Source organism: Streptomyces sp. NBC_01352 (assembly GCF_036237295.1).
In the GTDB taxonomy this organism is placed as follows: Bacteria; Actinomycetota; Actinomycetes; order Streptomycetales; family Streptomycetaceae; genus Streptomyces; species Streptomyces plumbiresistens.
On sequence record NZ_CP108354.1, the window covers coordinates 6411316 to 6431659 of the forward strand.

Sequence of the window (20344 nt, forward strand, 5' to 3'; positions counted from 1 at the left end):
CTCGCGTCTGCGCTAGAGGGACGCTATGACGCGGTCCGCCAGGATGTAGACGTTCTCCTCGCCGCACGCGAACGTCAGCGTGTACGCGCCCGAGATGCCCGAACCGCCCAGCAGCGTCGGTGTCTCGCCGGCGTGCAGGGCCGAGGCCAGGCGTTCCGCCGTCTCGCGGTGGCCGGGGGTCATGCACAGGGTGGTGCCGTCGGCGAAGACGTAGACGTCCAGGGTGCCCAGCGGGCCGGGGCGGACGTCGGCCAGTTCGACCTGGGACGCCGCCAGCTCCTCCAGCGTGGCCACCGTGCGCTCGTGGTCGTTCACGACCGGTGACGAGACCGGGACGAAGTCCGGGTGGGAGGGGTGACGGCGGCGGGCCGCGGCCAGTTCCGCGGACTCCTCGGCGTCGGTGCCGTGCTCGGCGACCGGCTCCAGGGGCTCCAGACCGACGAAATCGGCCTGCCGGGGCAGGAACAGTTCGCTGTCGGGCAGGCCCAGCAGCGAGGGCGCGTCAGAGGCGTCACGGGCCTCCTGCGCGGCCCAGAAGGCGCGCGCCTCGGCGAGCTCGCGCTCACGCTCCTCGGCGAGGGCCTCGGCCACGGCGGCGCGTATCTCGTCGACGTCGGCGGAGTGGCGGGCGGCCGGCACACGACCCCGCGCTGCGGCGGCGTTGCCCTTGGCGAGCTCGGTGTGCAGGGCGGCCACCTGCCGGCGCAGCACCATGAGGGTGCGCAGGACGGCGACGCCCACGGCGCCCGTGGCGGCCGTGGTGACCAACAAGGCGATCGGCATGGCGCTCACTGACGTACTCCCGGTTCAAAGTCGACCCCCGACTTCCTACATCAGCTTGAAGGGCGGACTATCCAGCTGTCAGTGCGTAACGTCACGAAACGGACAGGGCCTTGGATCCGGGGGGTGGGGCTGAAGTGGTGCTGACCTGCGCGAATCCCTTTCCGAGGGAGATAGGTCACATCCTGGGTGAGATTGGATCACAAATCGGCCCAGAACCTGGGGATTCCACGGTTCTGGGCCGGCCTGTGACGCTCTGTTCCAGTGCGATTACAGGGAGTTGGTCAGCTCAGGCGCTCGATGACCATCGCCATGCCCTGGCCGCCGCCGACGCACATCGTCTCCAGGCCGAACTGCTTGTCGTGGAACTGGAGGGAGTTGATGAGCGTGCCGGTGATGCGGGCGCCCGTCATGCCGAAGGGGTGGCCCACCGCGATGGCGCCGCCGTTGACGTTCAGCTTGTCGACGTCGATGCCGAGCTCGCGGTAGGAGGGGATCACCTGGGCGGCGAACGCCTCGTTGATCTCGACCAGGTCGATGTCGCCGATGCCCAGGCCCGCGCGGCGCAGCGCCTGCTGGGACGCCTCGACCGGGCCGAGGCCCATGATCTCGGGGGACAGGCCGGAGACGCCGGTCGACACGATGCGGGCGAGCGGGGTCAGGCCGAGTTCGCGGGCCTTGGTGTCGCTCATGATGACCAGCGCGGCGGCACCGTCGTTCAGCGGGCAGCAGTTGGCGGCGGTGACCATGCCGTCGGGGCGGAAGACCGGCTTGAGGCCCTGGACGCCCTCCAGGGTGACGCCGGCGCGCGGGCCGTCGTCCTTGGCGACGACCGAGCCGTCGGGGAGGGTCACCGGGGTGATCTCGCGCTCCCAGAAGCCGTTCTTGAGGGCTTCCTCGGCGAGGTTCTGGGAGCGGACGCCGAACTCGTCCATGTCCTGGCGGGTGACGCCCTTCCAGCGGGCGAGGTTCTCGGCGGTCTGGCCCATCGCGATGTAGGCGTCCGGCACGAGGCCGTCCTCGCGCGGGTCGTGCCAGGTGGTGCCCTCCTGCTCCGCGACGGCGGCCGTACGGGCCTCGGCCTCGGCGAAGAAGGGGTTGTGCGTGTCGGGGAGGCTGTCGGAGTTGCCCTTGACGAAGCGGGAGACCATCTCGACACCGGCCGAGATGAAGACGTCGCCCTCGCCGGCCTTGATGGCGTGCAGGGCCATGCGGCTCGTCTGGAGCGAGGAGGAGCAGTAGCGGGTGACCGTGCAGCCGGGGAGGTGGTCCATCCCCATCTGTACGGCGACGATCCGGCCGAGGTTGTTGCCCTGCTCGCCGCCGGGCAGACCGCAGCCGAGCATCAGGTCGTCGATGTCCCTCGGGTCCAGCTCCGGGACCTTGGCGAGCGCGGCCTGGATGATCGTGGCGGTCAGGTCGTCCGGGCGCAGGTCCTTCAGGGAGCCCTTGAAAGCGCGGCCGATGGGAGAGCGGGCGGTCGAAACGATGACGGCTTCGGGCATGACGGCTCCAGACGAGGAGGGGCGGCGCGTAGCGCCTCGTTGAGGGGCGGTGGTCGGGCGACGGGTGGGAGTACGGGGGTTGTGCAGGGCTGTGTGGGAAGTTACCCGTACGTATGGCCAGGGTCACGCTTCGCGCGGTGTGACCCTGGCCGCAATTTACTAAGCGCTTGCTTGGGTCTCCGGTTCGACGGCCGACACCCGCCGCCGACGACGCCGCTTGAGCAGTGCCCACGGCCCCTTGGGCCCCGTCGACATCGCCGCCGTGACCTCCGTACCGGCCTCGGACGCGGCCTCCGCCGCGGCTCGTGCCACCGGCAGGAAGCCCTCGCGGCGGGAGGCGTCCGGACGCTCCTCCTCGGCCGGCCACAGGCCCAGCGCGGCGCACACCGTCGGCAGGACGGCCATCGCCGCGGTGGCGTAGCCCTCCGCCGAGGGGTGGTAGTTGTCCGGGCCGAACAGTTCGCGCGGGTTCGCCGCGAACTCGGGACCCAGGAGATCGCCCAGCGAGACCGTACGGCCGCCCTGCTCGACGGCGCCGATCGTCTGGGCGGCCGCCAGCTGCCGCGAGGCCCGGCGGGCCAGCCAGCGCAGTGGCTGCTGCACGGGCGCGATCGTGCCCAGGTCGGGGCAGGTGCCGACCACGACCTCCGCGCCGGCCGTCCGCAGCCGTCGTACCGCCGCCGCCAGATGACGTACCGAGCGGGTCGGCGGCATCCGGGTGGTCACGTCGTTCGCGCCGATCATGATCACGCAGATGTCGGGGACCGGGGCCGGGTCCGCCAGGACCAGTGCCACCTGGCGGTCCAGGTCGTCGGAGGTCGCCCCGGGGAGGGCGACGTTACGCAGGACCACCGGGCGTTCCGCCACCGCCGCCAGCCCCGACGCCAGCAGCGCGCCCGGCGTCTGGCCGCTGCGGCGGACGCCCTGGCCGGCGGCCGTGGAGTCGCCCAGTATCACCAGCCGCAGCGGCGGTTCACCGGGGGTGGTGTAACCACTGCCGTACCGGCCGTCCGCCTGGGGGACGTGCGGCGACGTCCCGTTGCCCACCTGGCGCTTGGCGAGCTGGACCTCCGCCAGCACCAGGCCCATGGCCGCCGCGCCGACCAGACCGACCCCACCGCCGCCGTACGCGGCTCCGGCCGCGATCCGCCGGGCCACCCTCGCCCTCGACATCCTCGTCATGCGTCGCCGCCACCTCCTCGTGTCCGTACATCCACTCCTTGCCCCGTACGGACCGTCGCCCAATCTCAACGGGGAGTGAACGACCTTCACGGTCTCCGAAGAAGCCATAGGCTGGCGGAACCAATCAGGACCATTTCTTTTGCAAGCATCCGGAGACAAACGGTGCAATTCCACGACTCGATGATCAGTCTCGTCGGCAACACCCCGCTGGTGAGGCTCAACAGCGTGACCAAGGGCATCAGGGCAACCGTCCTGGCCAAGGTGGAGTACTTCAACCCGGGCGGCTCGGTGAAGGACCGCATCGCCCTGCGCATGATCGAGGCGGCGGAAGAGAGCGGCGCGCTCAAGCCCGGCGGCACGATCGTCGAGCCGACCAGCGGAAACACGGGTGTCGGGCTGGCCATCGTGGCCCAGCGCAAGGGGTACAAGTGCATCTTCGTGTGCCCCGACAAGGTGAGCACCGACAAGATCAACGTGCTGCGGGCGTACGGCGCCGAGGTCGTCGTCTGCCCGACCGCCGTCGACCCGGAGCACCCCGACTCCTACTACAACGTCTCCGACCGGCTGGTCCGGGAGACGCCGGGCGCGTGGAAGCCCGACCAGTACTCCAACCCGAACAACCCGCTCTCCCACTACCACTCGACCGGCCCCGAGCTGTGGGACCAGACGGAGGGGAAGATCACCCACTTCGTCGCGGGCGTGGGCACGGGCGGCACCATCTCCGGTACCGGCCGCTACCTGAAGGACGTCAGTGACGGTCGGGTCCAGGTCGTCGGCGCCGACCCCGAGGGCTCCGTCTACTCCGGCGGCTCGGGACGGCCGTATCTCGTCGAGGGTGTCGGTGAGGACTTCTGGCCCACCGCCTACGACCGGACCGTCGCCGACGAGATCGTGGCGGTGTCGGACAAGGACTCCTTCCAGATGACCCGCCGGCTGGCCAAGGAGGAGGGCCTGCTGGTGGGCGGCTCCTGCGGCATGGCCGTCGTCGCGGCACTGAAGGTCGCCGAGCCGCTCGGCGAGGACGACGTGGTGGTCGTCCTCCTGCCCGACAGCGGGCGCGGCTACCTCAGCAAGATCTTCAACGACGAGTGGATGGCCGACTACGGCTTCCTGGAGGACGAGGGCCCCAGCGCCCGCGTCGCCGACGTCCTCAACGACAAGGAGCACGGCGCCATGCCGTCCCTCGTCCACATGCACCCGGACGAGACCGTCGGCCAGGCCATCGAGGTGCTGCGCGAGTACGGCGTCTCGCAGATGCCGATCGTCAAGCCCGGCGCCGGTCACCCGGACGTGATGGCCGCCGAGGTCGTCGGCTCCGTCGTCGAACGCGAGCTGCTCGACGCCCTGTTCACCCAGCGCGCCTCGCTCGACGACCCGCTGGAGAAGCACATGTCCGCCCCGCTGCCCCAGGTCGGCTCCGGCGAGCCGGTCGGCGACCTGATGTCCGTACTGGGCGCGGCCGACGCGGCGATCGTCCTCGTCGAGGGCAAGCCCACGGGAGTCATCAGCCGGCAGGACCTGCTGGCGTTCCTCGCCAAGGGCGGGAAGTAGGGCCTGTCCGGCGGATCAGGTCGCAGGAAATCGGCGGCGACTGATCAGCGCCGGTGAGCGGGGGCGATGGGGGAGCGTGCAGCTGCAAGGCGGAGGAGGGAGTCGAAGCGGAGCTTCGGCGACCGACGACAACGCGGCAGGTGTGCGTGCCGGACCCCGCGTCTGCGATCTGATCCGCCGGGCAGGCCCTGGGCGGGAAACGTGCGGTGAACGGCCCGTGTCCACGGCGAACTTGCGGTCGGGTGCCCGAATGGTGGACTTCGCAGAAGTGGTACGAGGGCGTCACGTCCGCGCAGCACACGCTTAACACGGGTCCGGCACATTAGTGGTTGTCGGCAGGGCGGGAGCGGCTCCCCGCCCCGGCCGACACCGTAAACGGCGTCACGGACCTCCGGAGCGGCTCCCGGACCTCCACAGACGCCTAGGACGCGGAGTCTGGCCCTGACCCGGCCCGCGTCCCTCGCGGGGACCGCCGTCGTCCCGCCCCCCGGTAACGGGGGTGCGGCGGTCCCCGCGCATAGCTTTTTCAGCGGGTCCACCTCAGCAGGTTCACTACAGCGGGTTCACCTCGGCAGGTCCTGCTCAGCGGGTTCTCCTCAGCGTGCCCGAGTGGTCGCCCAGCTTCCCAGCAGCGCCAGCCGCTCCGCCGTCTCCGAACCGGGTTCCGGCGTGTAGACCACGATCGTCTGCTCCGGGTCCGCCGGGACCGTGAGCGTCTCGTACGGCAGGGTGAGCAGGCCCGCCACCGGGTGGCGGACGCGTTTCACCCCGAACCTGCACTCCATGACCTCGTGGTCCGCCCACAGCCGGCGGAAGTCCTCGCTCTTGAGGGAGAGCTCACCGATCAGTGCGGCCATCCCGGAGTCGTCGGGGTGGTGGCCCGCGTTCAGGTGCAGCTGGGCGACGTTCTGCGCGGCCACCGCGGACCAGTCCGGGAACAGGTCGCGGGCGGCGGGGTCGAGGAAGACCTGGCGGGCCGCGTTGCGCTCGCCGGCCGCCATCCGGCTGAAGCCGTTCAGGGCGTCGGCGAGGGCGTTCCAGGCGAGGACGTCCAGACGGCGGCCGATGACGAACGCCGGGACGCGTTCCATGCCGTCCAGGATCAGCTGGACGCCGGGGCGGACGCGGGGCGCTGCGGGGCGGCTGCTTTTCGTCCGGCGTGGCCGGGCCACCGTACGCAGGTAGGCGTGCTCCGTCTCGTCCATGTTCAGGACGCGCGCGATCGCGTCCAGGACGGCGTCCGACACGGACGGCCCGCGCCCCTGCTCCAGGCGGATGTAGTAGTCGACGCTCACCCCGGCCAGCTGCGCCACCTCCTCGCGGCGCAGTCCGGGAACCCGGCGCCGCCCGTACGAGGGGAGCCCCACCTCCTCGGGCTGGATGCGGGCCCGACGTGAGCGCAGGAAGTCTCCGAGTTCGCCGTCCATGGTGTGAGCCTAGGCGAGGGGCGGGACCGGAGCCTGGTACTGGCAGACCCAGGAAAAGCTCATCCCTGGGTGGCCGGGGCGGGGCGGACGAGGGTGGGTGTCGTCGCCGGACGGACCGGCGCAGACCGAACACCCGAGGAGTCCCTCATGTCGTACGAGAACCTGGCCGGACGTACCGCCGTCGTCACCGGTGCCGCCAGCGGGATCGGCGAGGCCGTCGCCGTGCTGCTTGCCGATCAGGGGGCGCGGGTCGCGCTGCTGGCGCGGCGCGCGGAGCGGCTGGAGGCGATCGCGGAGAAGATCCGGGCCGACGGAGGACAGGCGCTGGCCGTGGTCGCGGACGTCACCGACGACGCGTCGGTGGAGGCGGCCGCGGCCCGGATCCACGAGGCGTACGGGCCCGTCGACCTGGTCGTCAACTCGGCCGGCGTCATGCTGCCCAACCCGGTCGAGGCGGGGCGCATCGACGAGTGGCAGCGGATGCTCGACACGAACGTCACCGGCGTCCTGCGGGTCGTCCGCGCCTTCACCGGCGACCTGGCGGCGGCGGCCGCGGAGGGACGTACCGCGGACCTGGTGAACATCTCGTCCGTCGCCGCGCACGTCACGTACCCCGCCTACGCGGTGTACGGCGCCACCAAGGCCGCGCTGACCCATCTCTCCCAGTCGCTGCGCACCGAGTTCGGGCCGCGTGACGTCCGGGTCACCAACGTCGAGCCGGGGCTGACGGACACCGAGCTGAAGTCCCACATCGACAACGCGGAGCTGTCCGGGCAGCTGGACGGGATGTTCGACGCTCTGGGCGGGCTGGCTTCCGAGGAGGTCGCCGATGTGGTGGCCTACGTGGCGAGCCGGCCGCGGCGGGTCAACCTGGGGCAGATCACGGTGCTGCCCACCCGCCAGGTCTGAGCCTTCGCCGGTCAGTCCTCCCAGTCACTGTCCTGGGACGACCCGCGCCGCCGGCCACCGCGGAACAGGCCCGGGTTGGTGCGGGCCACCTGGACGGCGTTGACCCCGACGATGCCGATCCAGGCGACCAGCAGACCCGGCAGGTGGGCGACGCCGCCGCCGATCGCGGACAGCGGGATCGCCAGGACCAGCGAGACGATGCCGAAGCCGAAGCGCTCGCCCCAGGAGTCGGTCGGCTTCGGCGACCGGGAGCCCCGGGCCGCCACCATCTGCTGCTCGGCCATCTGCCGGCGCAACCGGCGCTCCACGGCGCCGTCGATCCGCTGGTCGACCTTCTCCAGGAACGAGTCGACCAGCGCGGACTCGTACTCGTCGCCCAGTTCCCTGCGGGCCTGCAGGGTGGCGTTGAGTTCCTTCTTGATCTCGGTGTCCCGCGCATCCATTCCGGTCATGCGATCCACGGTAGGGAGCCGGGGCGCCTGTCGCACTGGGGTTAGCCCCCCTGTTCGGGAGGGGGTGTTCAGGCCCGCCGCGTCAGCCCCTGCTGCTCGGCGTACGCGTTCGCCACGTCCTCCGGGTCCTTCTTGTCCTTGTCGACCTGGCGGTTGAGCTCGGTGAGGTCTTCCGTGGTCAGGACGTTGCCGAGTCCGGCGAGGGCCTTGCGGACCGTGGAGTCGGCCTTGCGGTCGGCGATGAGGGGGACGACGTGCTGGCCGGGGATGAGGTTCTTCGGGTCGGACAGCACGACCCAGTCGTTGGCCACGATGTCGGTGTCCGTGGTGAAGAGGTTCGCCACGTCCACGTCGCCCTTCTTCAGGGCGCCCTTGACCAGCGGGCCGGAGGAGTCGAGGGACTTGAACTCCTTGAACTCCACCCCGTACACGTCCTTCAGGCCGATCACGCCGACCTCGCGCTTCTTGACCTCGGGCGCGGCGCCGATGACCAGCTTGCCGTTCTGCTTCCTGAGGTCGGCGAGGGAGGTCAGGCCGTACTTCTTCGCCGTCTCCTGGGTGACGGCGAAGGCGTCCGAGTCCTCGGCCATGCCGTACGGCAGCACCTGGAGGCCGGCGGGGAGGGCGAGGGCGAGGGCGTTCTGCATCTCGCCCTCCTCGGTGGCCGTCGCCTTCGGGGCGAGGTAGTGCAGGAGGGCGCCCTGGTACTCGGGGAGGAGGTCGATGTCGCCGCCCTTGAGGGCGGGGATGAGGATCTCGCGGGTGCCGAGGTTGGGGCGGACGGTGGTCTTCACGCCGGCCGCTCCGAGGACGGCCGCGTAGAGGTAGCCCAGCACCTGGTTCTCGGTGAAGTTGGCGGTGCCGATGGTGACCCCGCCCTTGCTGGAGCCGCTGCCGCCGGAGGTGGAGCCCTGGCTGTCCAGGGACGTGATGCCGCTCGCGCAGGAGGAGAGGGCGGGGACGGAGGCGGCCGCGAACAGGCCGCCGAGGAGGGTACGACGATTCATTTCCGGATTCCTAGGCGGTGCGGTGGCGGAAGAGGAAGCGCTGGAGGCCGGCCAGGCCGAGGTCCAGGACGACGGCGACCGCGGCGACCAGCACCGCGCCGCCGAGGACCTGGACGAGGTCGCGCTGGGCGAGGCCGTCGAAGACGTAGCGGCCCAGGCCGCCGAAGGAGACGTACGCGGCGATAGTCGCCGTGGCCACCACCTGGATGAGGGCCAGGCGCAGGCCGGTCATGATCAGCGGGAGGGCCAGGGGCAGCTCCACGTGGAGCAGGACCTGGTGGCCGCGCATGCCCTGTCCGCGGGCCGCGTCCTTCACGTCCGGGTCGACGGCGGTCATGCCGGCGTAGGTGTTGGTGACGATCGCCGGGACCGCGAGGGCGACCAGGGAGACGTACACCGGGGTCATGGACAGGCCGCTGGCCAGGAAGACCAGGACGACCAGGCCCACGGTCGGCAGGGCGCGGCCGAAGGACGCGAGGTTGATCGCGAGGAACGCGCCGCGGCCGGTGTGGCCGATCAGCAGGCCCAGCGGGAGGCCGATGGCGGTCGCGATGAGCGTGGCCAGAAGGGAGTACTGGAGGTGCTCGGCGAGGCGGTGGGCGATGCCGTCCGAGCCGGCCCACTGGGTGCCGCTGGTCAGCCAGCCGCCGAGGTTGGAGAAGAGTTCGTACATCTCAGGCTCGCCGCCTCTTCCACGGGGTGAGGACGTACTGGAGGGCGACCAGCAGCGCGTCCGCGACGACGGCGAGGAGGAGGGTGAGGACCACTCCCACGATCACCGGGGTCGGGTAGTTGCGCTGGAAGCCGTCGGTGAAGAGCTGGCCGAGGCCGCCGTCGCCGATGTAGGTCGCGACGGAGACCAGGGAGATCGACATGACCGTCGCGATCCGGACGCCCGCCATGATCACGGGCAGCGCGAGCGGGAGCTCGACGGTGAGGAGCGTGCGCAGGGGGCGGGTGCCCATCGCCTTCGCGGCCTCCTTCGTCTTCGCGGGGACCGAGTCGAGGCCCTCGACGGTGTTCCGGAGCAGGACGACCAGGGTGTAGACCGTCAGGCCGATCACGGTGGTGGTGCGGGTGAGGCCGCTGACCGGGAGCAGGAGCACGAAGATCGCGATCGACGGGATCGTGAACAGGACGTTCGACGCGCCGAGCAGGAACCCGCGCAGGAAGCGGACCCGGTGGGCGACCACCGCGAGCGGGAGCGAGATCAGCAGGCCGAAGAAGACCGCGGTCAGGGCCGCCTGGAGGTGGGAGACCGTGAGGGTGGTGAGGTCGTCGGTGTGGCCGGATATCCACGACCAGTCGATGGTCATGCGGCCGCACCCGTCCTGGCGCGGGCGTCGGTGTGGGCCTGGCCGGCGTGGGTGTGGATGTCGTCGCGGGACGAGACGCCGGTGAGGACGCCGGCCGCGTCGACCCGGGCGATCAGGCCGCCCGGCGAGGCGACGGACTCGTTGAGCGCCGCGAGCAGGGAATCGTCGTCCTTGAGCGGCCGTACGGGGATCTCGGCGTCCTTCGACGCCCAGTGCAGCGGCTTGCGCGCCTCGTCGAGGACGAGTGTCCAGGCGTCGCCCTCGGGGGCCGGGCCCTGCGGGACGTCCGCGAGGGTCTTCAGCGAGAGCAGCTTGAGGCCGCGCTCGGCGCCCAGGAAGTCGGCGACGAAGTCGTCGGCGGGGCGGGCGAGGAGCTCGGAGGGGGTGGCGCACTGCACGAGGTGGCCGCCGGTACGGAAGATCGCGATCTGGTCGCCGAGCCGTACCGCCTCGTCGATGTCGTGCGTGACGAAGACGATGGTCTTGCTCAACTCCTTCTGGAGCCTGAGCAGTTCGTCCTGGAGCTGGGTGCGCACGACCGGGTCGACCGCGCCGAACGGCTCGTCCATGAGGAGCACCGGCGGGTCGGCGGCGAGCGCGCGGGCGACGCCGACGCGCTGCTGCTGGCCGCCGGAGAGCTGGTGCGGGTAGCGGCGGCCGGCCTCGGCGGTCAGGCCGACGGTGTCGAGGAGCTCGGCCGCCCGGGCCCTGGCCCTGCGGCGGCCGTGGCCGAGCAGCAGTGGCACGGTCGCTATGTTGTCGAGCACCGTACGGTGCGGAAAGAGGCCCGACTGCTGGATGACGTACCCGATGGAACGGCGCAGGTCGGCGGCGTCCTGCCGCGTGACGTCCTTGCCGCCGACACGAATGGTGCCGGAGGTCGGCTCGACCATCCGGTTGATCATCCGAAGGGTGGTCGTCTTGCCGCAACCGGAGGATCCGACGAGGACGGTCACGCCCCCTTCCGGCATGTCGAGGGTGAGGTCGTGGACTGCTGTCGTGCCGTTGGGGAAGCGCTTGTGGACCGCGTCGAACTGGATCATGAGTTGTCCCTTGCCCGGCTGTATAACGTCATGCAGAGTTCTCGGTAGGTGAATAGCTTGTCAACGCCTTGGTGTTAATCCGAGGTAACGGATGACCGATAAGCAAGATCAGCTGTCCGGATTGAGGAGGTTTTGGGCTTGATGTCGTCTCGGATCGTGGACACGCCGTGGACTACGGGCTCTGGTCTTGTCGTCCTCGACGGGGTCGGTCTCGGCGTCGCGGACGTCGTGCGCCTCGCCGACGGGGCCGCGCGGCCGGTCCCGGGCAGTGAGGCGACGCGCCGCGTCGAGGAATCCTGGGACGCCGCCCGCCGGATCGCCGCCACCGGACGCGTCTACGGCCGCTCCACCGGCGTCGGCGCCAACCGGAACGAGGACGTGCCCACCGAGGCGGCCGCCGAGCACGGACTGCGGCTGCTGCGCAGCCACGCCGGCGCCATCGGCGAGGAACTCCCGGCCCGGCAGGTGCGGGCGATGCTCGCCGTCCGCGCCAACCAGCTGCTGGCCGGCGGCGCGGGCCTCAGGCCCACCGTCGTCACGGCCCTGTGCGAGGCGCTGGAGAGCGGGGCCTACCCGGTCGTGAACGAGTTCGGCTCGGTCGGCACCGGGGACATCGCCGCCCTCGCCCAGGCCGGCCTCGCGCTGGCCGGGGAACACCCCTGGCGCGGACCGGGCGCCCCCGAGGCCCAGCCGCTCGACAACAACGACGCCCTGGCCTTCATCAGCAGCAACGCCCTCACCCTCGGCCAGGCCGCCCTCGCCCTGCACGAACTGCGCGGACTGATCGAGGCCACCCAGGTCGTCGGCGCCCTCTCCCTGCTCGCCGTCGACGGCTCCCACGAGGCGTACGCCGCCCCCGTGCACGCCGCCCGCCCGCACCGCGGCTCCAGCGAGGTCGCCCGCCGGATGCGGGAGCTGATCGGCGCCGCCGACCGGCCCACCCCGCCGCTCGGCCGCATCCAGGACCCGTACGGCTTCCGCTGCCTGCCCCAGATCCACGGCCCGGCCCACGACGCGGCCGACGCCCTGGAGGAGGTCCTCGCGATAGAGATCAACGCGGCGGCCGAGAACCCCCTGATCTGCCCCGAGGACCTGGCCGCCTACCACCACGGCGGCTTCTACCAGGCCCAACTCGCCCTCGCCCTGGACCACTTCCGGCTGGCGATGACCCAGGTGGCACGGCTGTCGACATCCCGCCTGTCGTCCCTGAACGAGCCCGGTTTCACCCGCCTGCGGCCCTTCCTCGCCGACCCGGAGCCCGCCTCCTCCGGCGTGATGATCCTGGAGTACGCCGCCGGCGCCGCCCTCGGTGAGGTGCGGGCCTTCTCAGCGCCCGCCTCCCTGGGCCACGCTGTACTCTCCCGGGGCGTCGAGGAACAGGCCAGCTTCGCCTCGCTCGCCGCCCGTCAGACACTGCGCCTGAGCGGCGCGTACCGTCTGGTCGTCGGCTGCGAACTCGTCGCCGCCGTACGGGCGCTGCGCCAGCGCGACCTCAGGCCCGACCCGGACCTTCCGGTGGGCCGCGCGCAGGAGCTCGCCGAGTCGGTGCTCGACGAGGACCCGACCGACCGGCCGCTCACGCACGACGTGACGGCGGCGGCCGGACTGCTCGACCGGTTCACGGACATCTGGAGGGGGAGCGAGGCATGAGCGCGGACACGGAGACGGGTGCGGTGGGACCGGAGACAGGTGCGGGTGTGCGGGACGGGCGCGAGGTCGTGCCGGACAGCCCCGCCGCGCGGTTGCAGGCCCTGTTCGAGGGACACCGGCTGACGCCGACCCAGCGGCGCATCGCGCACAGCATGGTGCGGCGGGCCGCCGACGTGCCCTTCCTGTCCAGCGTGGAGCTGGCCGAGCTGGCCGGGGTCAGCCAGCCCTCCGTCACCCGCTTCGCGGTCGCCCTCGGCTTCGACGGCTACCCCGCCCTGCGCAAGCACCTGCGCGAGGTCGCCCCCACCGAACAGACGGCGGCCTCGGCCTCGTACAACGAGTACCAGCAGGCCGTCGAGGCCGAGATCGAGAACCTGCGGCACCTCGCGGAGGTGCTGGCCGACCCGAGGCCCGTGCAGCGGGCGGGACGGCTGCTCGCGGCCTCGCGCCCGCTCCCGGTGCTCGGGTTGCGGGCGGCGGCCTCGCAGGCGTACGGCTTCGCGTACTTCGCCGCCAAGGTCCATCCCGACGTACGGCTGCTCAACGAGGGCGGCACGATGATCCACGACCGGATCGACGCCGCCGTCCACGCGGGCGCCACGACCCTGCTGTGCTTCGCGCTGCCCCGGCATCCGCGCGAGGTGGTGGACACCCTGGCGTACGCCAAGGAGGCGGGCCTGACCGTCGTCACGGTCGCCGACTCCGCCTTCGCGCCGGTCGCCAAGGTGTCCGACCTGCTGCTGCCCGCCGCCGTCGGCACCGGGCTCGCCTTCGACACGGCCTGCGCGCCGATGCTGCTGGGCCGCGTCCTGCTGGAGGCGATGTGCGACGACCTGCCGGACGCGCAGGCGCGGCTGGAGGAGTTCGACGCGGGGGCGGCGGCGCGGGGGCTGTTCGTCGAATGAGAGGTGCGTCCCCTCTGATCTGACGAGATGTGCGTCCCTCTCAGACTCGTCTCACGTTCTTTCGCTAATCTGCGCGACCAGAAAACGTGTTGGGGCGACGAGGAGGCGGATCGTGTCACGCGGAGTTCGCGAGGGTCGCGGCGGTCAGGGACTGGCTCGGGTGGCCGTCGTCGTACGGGCCGGAGCCGCGCCGATGTGGTGGCTGGGCGTGTTGGCTGCGGGCGTCGGCGTACTGGTGCCGGGCATCACGGGCCGACGGATCGGGGTGATGGCCGGGGCCGCCCTGTTCATCGTCGCCGCGGCCTTGGTGGCGTACCGCGGGCGCAACCGGTACGTCGTGCTGGCGCGCTCGGCCGTGCGCGCCGGGAAGCACGACGTGCTCCAGGACCGCGCGGTGAGCGCGCGCAACTGGCGCCGGGGACACCGCTGGTGGCTGCTGCTGGCCTTCCTGGCCGCGCTGGGCAGCTCGTTCGCCGTGCCCGCCGCGGGCGGCATGCTGCTCGCCGGCTGGGGTACGGGACTGCGGCTGAAGGCCGCCTGGCTCGGGCGGCGCGAGCGGGCCGACGACGCGCTGCTGTGGGTGCGCGTCGACTGGCTCGCCGCGAACGGCGGCCGTCCGGCCGGCAAGACGGTCAAGGCCTACCGCAGCACGGGCATCGCGGCGGGCGACGCGGCCCCGGGTGGAGCGCGCCGCCGCACCGCGGCCCTCGTCTAGTTCAGACGGTCAGACCTCCAGGTCCTCCTCGATCTTCTTGAGCTGGTGGCGGGCCATCGCCAGGTTGGCCCGCTTGGCGTCCAGCACCAGGTAGAGGAAGAGACCGTTGCCGCCGCGGCCGCTGATCAGCCGGATCAGGTGGTACTGGTCGGACAGTGTGATCAGGATGTCCTCGATCTGGCCCTTGAGCCCGAGGTGTTCCATGGTGCGCAGCTTGGAGCGGACGACGTCGGTGTTGCCGGCGGCGGCGACATTGAGGTCGAAGCTCTTGCTGCCGCCCAACGTGCCCAGCGCCATGCCGCTGGTGTAGTCGACGAGTGCGACGCCGGTGGCGCCCTCGATGGCGGCGAGTGCTTCTTTGAGAGCGGTTTCGGTGTTGGCCATGACTGTTCCCTCGGTTCCTCTCAACTTTCGGTGGTGGTACGGGCGTTGGTGGTCGTCGTGGTGCGCGGTGTGCGCGGGGTTCTGGTCCGGGCGGCGGCGGTCTTGGCGGGGGCCTTCGCGGAGGGCTTGGCCGGGGCGGTCGTCGGGGCGGCTGCGGCCGGGATGGCCGGTGCGGCCGGGGTGGCCGCGGCGGCCTCGGGTGCGGCCGTGGCCTCGACGAGCTCGCCGATGCGGGCGACCGCGCGCCGGCCCTCCAGGTGCAGGCGGCCGACGTTGACGCGGTCCTCGGCGAGCAGGGTCAGGAGGGCGCCGCTGCCCGCCGCGTACGTCGCCACATAGCCGTGGATCCCGCGTACGAGCAGCTCGCGGAAGTCCCCCTGCCCCGTCGCGTCGGCCAGCTGCGCGGCGAGGTCGCGGGCGGTGGCGGTGAGCGCGGCCATGTTCCGCGGGTCGACGCCGGGGGTGTCCTGGGCGAGGACGAGACCGTCGGCGCCGGTCGCGAGGGCGCCGGTGAGCTGGGGCACGCGGGCTCTGAGCCGGCGTAACTCCTCCAGGATGTCGGTCTCCGCTGCCATCAGGTTTCTCCTCTCGGCGCGGGTCCCCTGCTGCTGCCGCTGCCGCTGCCGTTCAAAGGGCCTCCAGCGCATCCCTGAGCCTTTTCAGCAGCGTGATGTGGGGGTCGGTGACGTCGGTGGGGATTGCTGCGAGGGGGTCGGGTATGTCGGGCGCTTCAGGTGTCTCGGCGGGGGCCGGTGGGCGGGGTCGGACGGCGCCGGCCGCCGCCAGCCGCCGTATGTCCACGAGCGTGTGGAAGGCCGGGCGGCCCAGTTCCCGCGCGATGTCCGTCGCCGTGCGTACGGCGGCCGACCCCGCCAGGACCGCCAGGACGGCCCGCTGGCGGGAGGTGGGTGGCGGGAGCGCGACGCGGTGCGCCCGGGTCAGCGGGGCCTCGTCGGTCGTCGGATCGGGCCAGATGCGGTGCAGGAGGTCCCGGCGGCGCAGGGTCTCGCGTTCGAGAGCGGCCACGGGCATGGGGCACCCGCAGGCGGGCCCGGGCCCACCATCGGCTTCGGCTTCCGTGCCGTAGCGGAAACGGCCCGGCGTGCTGCTGGGGGCGAGGGCGAAGTACGCGGCGTCGTACAGCGCGGTCAGCCGGCACAGCTCCAGCGCGCCCGCGGCCAGGTGCCCGCCGTCGACCAGGAGGTGGCCGGCGCGGTGCCGGTCGCCGGTCTCGGCCAGCGCCTGCCGCCAGACACCGGCGTCGACGGTGCCGTGGGCGGTGAGCAGGACCTCCAGGCCGGGGGCCGACGGGCTGTCGGCGTGCACCACCCGGCCCCCGGCGAGATGCAGCGAGCCGCGCTCGCGGACCAGGACCCCGGTGGCCCGCTCGGCGGCGAGCCGGGTCAGCATCGGTGAGACGCCGCCCCAGCCGCGGTCCCTGGCCGCCGCCTTGTGCCGCACCGGCAGCCGGGGCGGCGGGGTGGTCTGCACGGCGGTCATCCCAGCACCAGCCGTCCGGCCATCTCGCCGAGCCGTATGCGGGCCAGCGCGAGATTGCCCTCGGCGCGGGCCAGCCACAGGTGCAGACACACGCTGCTGTCGAAGGACGTCCGCACGAACCGCAGCACGTGATAGCTGTCCCGGTTGCTGATGATCAGGTCCTCGACGGGGGGATCGGCCCCCACGTCGTGCCCTGCGCCCCCTTCGCCTCGTCCTTCCTCTTCCCCTCCCGCTTCCTCGCCGGGGTCGGGTGCGAAGGCGTGCTGCTCGGCGGCGAGCCGGGCGAGCTCCGCGGCCTCCACCGCGGCCGCCTCCTGGTCGCCGCCCGGGGCCTCCCCGACGGCGCCCAGGGCCAGGCCGCTCGTCCAGTCGACCAGTGCGGCACCCCGGGCACCGGGCAGTCGCATGGCTTCGAGCAGGCACTCGTCGATTCCGGGCACCGTGGCTCCCCCTCCCCCTGGGATTCGGCTGAGTGACGCCGAAGCTACGCAACGTGTGCGCGAGGGGTGAGGGTTCTGGCATTTTCCGGTGGAACATGCGGCAACTGACTAAGGTGGGTCAACTGACCCTGTTCTCAGGCCAATTGATCAGCAGGTCCACCGGAGCGCGTCAACGGCGCCCGGGTGTGCGCAGGGTGGTGAGCGCGGCAGCGTGCGCCCCTCCCGACTCGGCCACGATCTCCTCGACGGTCTGCGCCTCCCGCACGGTCGCGAAGGCGGTGCCGCCCGCCCCGTCCGGCGCGAAACCGTAGATCCCGGGCCGGGCGAGGGAGTTGTACGCGTAGTGGTGCGCGAAGTAGTACGCGCCCGTGTCCAGCGCCGCGGCGTAGTCGCCCTGTCCGAGCAGCGGCAGGGGATACCCCTGGGCGAGCAGGTCGCCCGCGAAGCACGCCGGCCCCGCCACGTCCTGAGCCACTTCGGGCCCCTCCTTCGGCCGCCCCTTGCCGTCGTACGCGGCGATCCTGAGCGGCCATGCCCCCGGCGCGTACACCGTCCGCGTCGCCACCTGCACGCCCGCGTGCGTCACCGCGACCGGCCGGCCGCCCGCGCTCTTGGCGTACTCGACCCGCGCCACCACCGTCCCGTGCTTCGCCAGCAGCGACCGCCCGAACTCGGTCACCAGCCCGTACCGCCCGTCGAACAGCCCCGGCACGGCCTCCTTCAGCACGCGCGCGTAGTCCGCGTACGTCGGTGTCGTCACGTCCGACGAGAAGTTCACCGGCAGCCCGCCGCCGATGTCGATGGTGTCGATCTGCGGACGCCCGATCCGCCGGTTGATCTCCTCCGCGAGCGCGTACGTCGCCGCCACGCCCTCGGCCATCAGCGACAGCGGCACGCCCTGCGACCCGGTGTGCGCGTGCAGCCGGGACAGCCAGGGGCGCTCGGCGTACGCCCGCACCACCCACTCGCGCGCTCCCTCGTCCCGCAGCGCCACCCCGAACTTCGAGGTCGCCGTGGCAGTGGAGAGGGCTTCGATGGCCCCGGCCCCGACCTGCGGGTTCACCCGGATCCCGATGGGCGATCGACTGACCGCCGACTTCATCAGACCGTCGATGCGGTCCAGCTCCTGCGGGTTGTCCGCGTTGACGGCGATCCCCAGCGCCAGCGCCTCCCGCAGCTCGGCCGGTGTCTTGGCGGGCGAGTCCAGGACCGTCCGGCCCGGCGGCAGCCCCGCCGCGCGCGCCAGCGCCAGCTCGCCCGGGCTCGCCACCTCCGCGCCGATTCCCTCCTCCCGCAGCAGTCGCAGCACCGCCACCAGCGGGGTGGCCTTCACCGCGAAGGCGTGCAGCACGGGCGTGCCCGGCGCGGTGACCTCGTCGAAGGCCGCCCGCAGTGCCGCGGCCGACTCCCGGATGCCGGTGACGTCCAGCAGGCCCACGATGGGGGAGTCCGGTCCGAGCAGCCCCTGCTCCACGGCGGCGCGCACCGCCTCGTCCCGGCGGACGACCCGCTCCTCGTCGGTGTCGCCGCCCAGGTCATCCGCGTTGCCGTAGCCCTTGTCCACCACGTCCCCCGTCCTGTCGTTTCCGGCGCCCATGAGTCCAGCGAAACATCCGTGCCCCACCAACACCGACGCACGAACGTATTGACTAGTTCTATTCAGCGAGCCAGGATGTGAATATCGACAGTAAGAAATCCGCTGGGAGCAATCCACCAGGAGCCAGGAGGCAGACCATGTCAGGACCCCGCCCCGTACGAGCACCGCGCGGTACGGAACTGAGCGCCCTGGGATGGCAGCAGGAAGCCGCTCTGCGGATGCTGCAGAACAACCTCGACCCGGAGGTCGCAGAACACCCCGACAAGCTCGTCGTCTACGGCGGCACGGGCAAGGCCGCCCGCGACTGGCGCTCCTTCGACGCCATGGTCCGCACACTGCGCACCCTCAAGCAGGACGAGACGATGCTCGTCCAGTCCGGCCGCCCCGTCGGCGTCTTGCAGACCCACGAGTGGGCCCCGCGCGTCCTCATCGCCAACTCGAACCTGGTCGGGGACTGGGCGAACTGGGAGGAGTTCCGGCGCCTGGAACAGCTGGGCCTGACCATGTACGGCCAGATGACCGCCGGCTCCTGGATCTACATCGGCACCCAGGGCATCCTCCAGGGCACCTACGAGACCTTCTCCGCCGTCGCCGCGAAGAAGTTCGGCGGCACCCTCGCCGGGACGATCACCCTCACCGCCGGCCTCGGCGGCATGGGCGGCGCCCAGCCGCTCGCCGTCACCATGAACGACGGCGTCGCGATCTGCATCGACTGCGACCCGCGTGCCATCGAGCGCCGCATCGAGCACCGCTACCTCGACGTGCAGGCCGACTCGCTGGAGCACGCCCTCCAACTCGCCGTCGAGGCCCGCGACGCCCGCCGCCCCCTCTCCATCGGCCTGCTCGGCAACGCGGCCGAGCTGCTCCCGCGCATGCTCGCCGAGGGCGCCCCCGTCGACATCGTCACCGACCAGACCTCGGCGCACGACCCGCTGGCCTACCTGCCGGTGGGCGTCGACTTCGACGACATGGCGTCGGCCGCGGCCAAGGACCCGGCCGGCTTCACCACCCGGGCCCGCGAGTCGATGGCCCGGCACGTCGAGGCCATGGTCGGCTTCATGGACGCCGGCGCCGAGGTCTTCGACTACGGCAACTCCATCCGCGGCGAGGCCCAACTCGCCGGGTACGACCGCGCGTTCGCCTTCCCCGGCTTCGTCCCCGCCTACATCCGCCCGCTGTTCTGCGAGGGCAAGGGCCCCTTCCGCTGGGCCGCGCTGTCCGGCGAGGCCTCCGACATCGCGAAGACCGACAAGGCGATCCTCGAGCTCTTCCCGGAGAACGAGTCCCTGCACCGCTGGATCAAGATGGCCGGCGAGCGCGTGCACTTCCAGGGCCTGCCCGCCCGTATCTGCTGGCTCGGCTACGGCGAGCGCGACAAGGCCGGCGAGCGGTTCAACGACATGGTCGCCAGCGGCGAGCTGGCCGCGCCCCTCGCGATCGGCCGCGACCACCTCGACGCCGGTTCCGTGGCGTCGCCGTACCGCGAGACCGAAGCGATGCTCGACGGCTCGGACGCGATCGCCGACTGGCCGCTGCTGAACGCCATGGTGAACGTGGCGTCCGGTGCGTCCTGGGTGTCCATCCACCACGGCGGCGGCGTCGGCATGGGACGCTCGATCCACGCCGGCCAGGTGACCGTGGCCGACGGTACGAAGCTGGGCGGCGAGAAGATCCGCCGCGTCCTGACCAACGACCCCGGCATGGGCGTCATCCGGCACGTGGACGCGGGGTACGACATCGCGGAGTCGGCGGCCGTGGAGCGGGGTGTGCGGGTTCCTATGCGCGAGGGTGACGAGGCGTGACGCAGCACGGTGGCCGGCGTGGCGGCGACCCCTCGGTGGGGGCTGATGTCTCGTCGCCGGGTGCGGGTCCGGCTGTGCCCACCCTCCCCCACTCTCAACTTCGTTCGAGCGGGGGGACCCCCATCGCCCTGCGGAACGACTGCCCACAACCTGGTGCGGCGGACTGCCCACAGCCTGGT

General features: G+C 71.9%; 20 protein-coding genes. 6 read left to right on the forward strand and 14 right to left on the reverse strand.

What is annotated here, in order from left to right; translation table 11 throughout:
• Positions 1 to 12: 12 nt before the first annotated feature.
• The 3 genes from OG252_RS29925 to OG252_RS29935 all read right to left on the reverse strand — a co-directional run bounded on the left by OG252_RS29925 (position 13) and on the right by OG252_RS29935 (position 3467).
• Entirely contained in the window at positions 13 to 783 is a 771-nt protein-coding gene (locus tag OG252_RS29925) for a hypothetical protein (RefSeq protein WP_266448402.1), read from the reverse strand.
• 281 nt (positions 784 to 1064) lie between these two features.
• Positions 1065 to 2285: an acetyl-CoA C-acetyltransferase gene (locus OG252_RS29930; RefSeq protein ID WP_266438481.1), complete on the reverse strand. Its 1221-nt coding sequence runs from the start codon at positions 2283 to 2285 to the stop codon at positions 1065 to 1067.
• Positions 2286 to 2444: 159 nt separating this feature from the next.
• Entirely contained in the window at positions 2445 to 3467 is a 1023-nt protein-coding gene (locus tag OG252_RS29935) for an SGNH/GDSL hydrolase family protein (RefSeq protein WP_329339985.1), read from the reverse strand.
• Between the two features lie 162 nt (positions 3468 to 3629).
• Here OG252_RS29935 and OG252_RS29940 point away from each other — a divergent pair, with 162 nt between their 5' ends.
• Positions 3630 to 5018 (forward strand): cystathionine beta-synthase, encoded by a 1389-nt coding sequence (locus OG252_RS29940; RefSeq protein ID WP_266438487.1) that lies wholly within the window; start codon positions 3630 to 3632, stop codon positions 5016 to 5018.
• A gap of 596 nt (positions 5019 to 5614) precedes the next feature.
• Here the strand turns inward: OG252_RS29940 and OG252_RS29945 are convergent.
• The gene (locus OG252_RS29945) at positions 5615 to 6445 is read right to left on the reverse strand and encodes a helix-turn-helix transcriptional regulator (RefSeq protein WP_266438490.1); all 831 of its coding nucleotides are present in this window, start codon (positions 6443 to 6445) and stop codon (positions 5615 to 5617) included.
• Between the two features lie 147 nt (positions 6446 to 6592).
• On the opposite strand from OG252_RS29945, the gene OG252_RS29950 reads away from it, so the two are divergent.
• A complete protein-coding gene (locus tag OG252_RS29950; protein WP_266438493.1) occupies positions 6593 to 7354 on the forward strand; it encodes an SDR family oxidoreductase in 762 nt (253 codons plus the stop codon).
• An 11-nt stretch (positions 7355 to 7365) separates the two neighbouring features.
• On the opposite strand, the gene OG252_RS29955 is transcribed toward OG252_RS29950, so the two are convergent.
• The 5 genes from OG252_RS29955 to OG252_RS29975 all read right to left on the reverse strand — a co-directional run bounded on the left by OG252_RS29955 (position 7366) and on the right by OG252_RS29975 (position 11172).
• On the reverse strand, positions 7366 to 7797 hold the full coding sequence (locus OG252_RS29955; RefSeq protein ID WP_266448405.1) for a hypothetical protein: 432 nt from the start codon (positions 7795 to 7797) through the stop codon (positions 7366 to 7368).
• 77 nt (positions 7798 to 7874) lie between these two features.
• A complete protein-coding gene (locus tag OG252_RS29960; RefSeq protein WP_266438495.1) occupies positions 7875 to 8813 on the reverse strand; it encodes an ABC transporter substrate-binding protein in 939 nt (312 codons plus the stop codon).
• Positions 8814 to 8823: 10 nt separating this feature from the next.
• On the reverse strand, positions 8824 to 9486 hold the full coding sequence (locus OG252_RS29965) for an ABC transporter permease (RefSeq protein WP_329339989.1): 663 nt from the start codon (positions 9484 to 9486) through the stop codon (positions 8824 to 8826).
• A 1-nt stretch (position 9487) separates the two neighbouring features.
• Complete coding sequence (locus OG252_RS29970) at positions 9488 to 10129, reverse strand: ABC transporter permease (RefSeq protein ID WP_329339991.1); 642 nt, start codon at positions 10127 to 10129, stop codon at positions 9488 to 9490.
• Complete coding sequence (locus OG252_RS29975) at positions 10126 to 11172, reverse strand: ABC transporter ATP-binding protein (protein WP_266438502.1); 1047 nt, start codon at positions 11170 to 11172, stop codon at positions 10126 to 10128. The genes OG252_RS29970 and OG252_RS29975 overlap by 4 nt, the downstream gene beginning before the upstream one ends.
• Before the next feature lie 141 nt (positions 11173 to 11313).
• Between OG252_RS29975 and OG252_RS29980 the strand changes: the two genes are divergently transcribed.
• The 3 genes from OG252_RS29980 to OG252_RS29990 all read left to right on the forward strand — a co-directional run bounded on the left by OG252_RS29980 (position 11314) and on the right by OG252_RS29990 (position 14442).
• Positions 11314 to 12822, forward strand: coding sequence for an aromatic amino acid ammonia-lyase (locus tag OG252_RS29980; RefSeq protein ID WP_329339993.1), 1509 nt, complete (start codon positions 11314 to 11316; stop codon positions 12820 to 12822).
• The gene (locus tag OG252_RS29985; RefSeq protein WP_329339995.1) at positions 12819 to 13727 is read left to right on the forward strand and encodes a MurR/RpiR family transcriptional regulator; all 909 of its coding nucleotides are present in this window, start codon (positions 12819 to 12821) and stop codon (positions 13725 to 13727) included. The genes OG252_RS29980 and OG252_RS29985 overlap by 4 nt, the downstream gene beginning before the upstream one ends.
• Positions 13728 to 13887: 160 nt before the next feature.
• Positions 13888 to 14442 carry a hypothetical protein gene (locus tag OG252_RS29990; RefSeq protein ID WP_443068507.1) on the forward strand — a complete coding sequence of 185 codons (555 nt, stop codon included), beginning with the start codon at positions 13888 to 13890 and terminating at the stop codon, positions 14440 to 14442.
• 9 nt (positions 14443 to 14451) lie between these two features.
• Here OG252_RS29990 and OG252_RS29995 read toward each other — a convergent pair whose 3' ends face one another.
• The 5 genes from OG252_RS29995 to OG252_RS30015 form a co-directional block, all read right to left on the reverse strand.
• A complete protein-coding gene (locus tag OG252_RS29995; RefSeq protein ID WP_266438510.1) occupies positions 14452 to 14826 on the reverse strand; it encodes a hypothetical protein in 375 nt (124 codons plus the stop codon).
• 20 nt (positions 14827 to 14846) lie between these two features.
• Positions 14847 to 15401 carry a roadblock/LC7 domain-containing protein gene (locus OG252_RS30000; protein WP_329339998.1) on the reverse strand — a complete coding sequence of 185 codons (555 nt, stop codon included), beginning with the start codon at positions 15399 to 15401 and terminating at the stop codon, positions 14847 to 14849.
• A 52-nt stretch (positions 15402 to 15453) separates the two neighbouring features.
• Complete coding sequence (locus OG252_RS30005; protein ID WP_329340000.1) at positions 15454 to 16326, reverse strand: transcriptional regulator; 873 nt, start codon at positions 16324 to 16326, stop codon at positions 15454 to 15456.
• Positions 16323 to 16766: a hypothetical protein gene (locus OG252_RS30010; RefSeq protein WP_329340002.1), complete on the reverse strand. Its 444-nt coding sequence runs from the start codon at positions 16764 to 16766 to the stop codon at positions 16323 to 16325. The genes OG252_RS30005 and OG252_RS30010 overlap by 4 nt, the downstream gene beginning before the upstream one ends.
• A gap of 169 nt (positions 16767 to 16935) precedes the next feature.
• Positions 16936 to 18363: a diaminopimelate decarboxylase gene (locus OG252_RS30015; RefSeq protein ID WP_329340004.1), complete on the reverse strand. Its 1428-nt coding sequence runs from the start codon at positions 18361 to 18363 to the stop codon at positions 16936 to 16938.
• A gap of 137 nt (positions 18364 to 18500) precedes the next feature.
• On the opposite strand from OG252_RS30015, the gene hutU reads away from it, so the two are divergent.
• Positions 18501 to 20165, forward strand: a complete 1665-nt coding sequence (gene hutU, locus OG252_RS30020) for a urocanate hydratase (RefSeq protein WP_329340006.1) — start codon at positions 18501 to 18503, stop codon at positions 20163 to 20165.
• Positions 20166 to 20344: the final 179 nt, after the last annotated feature.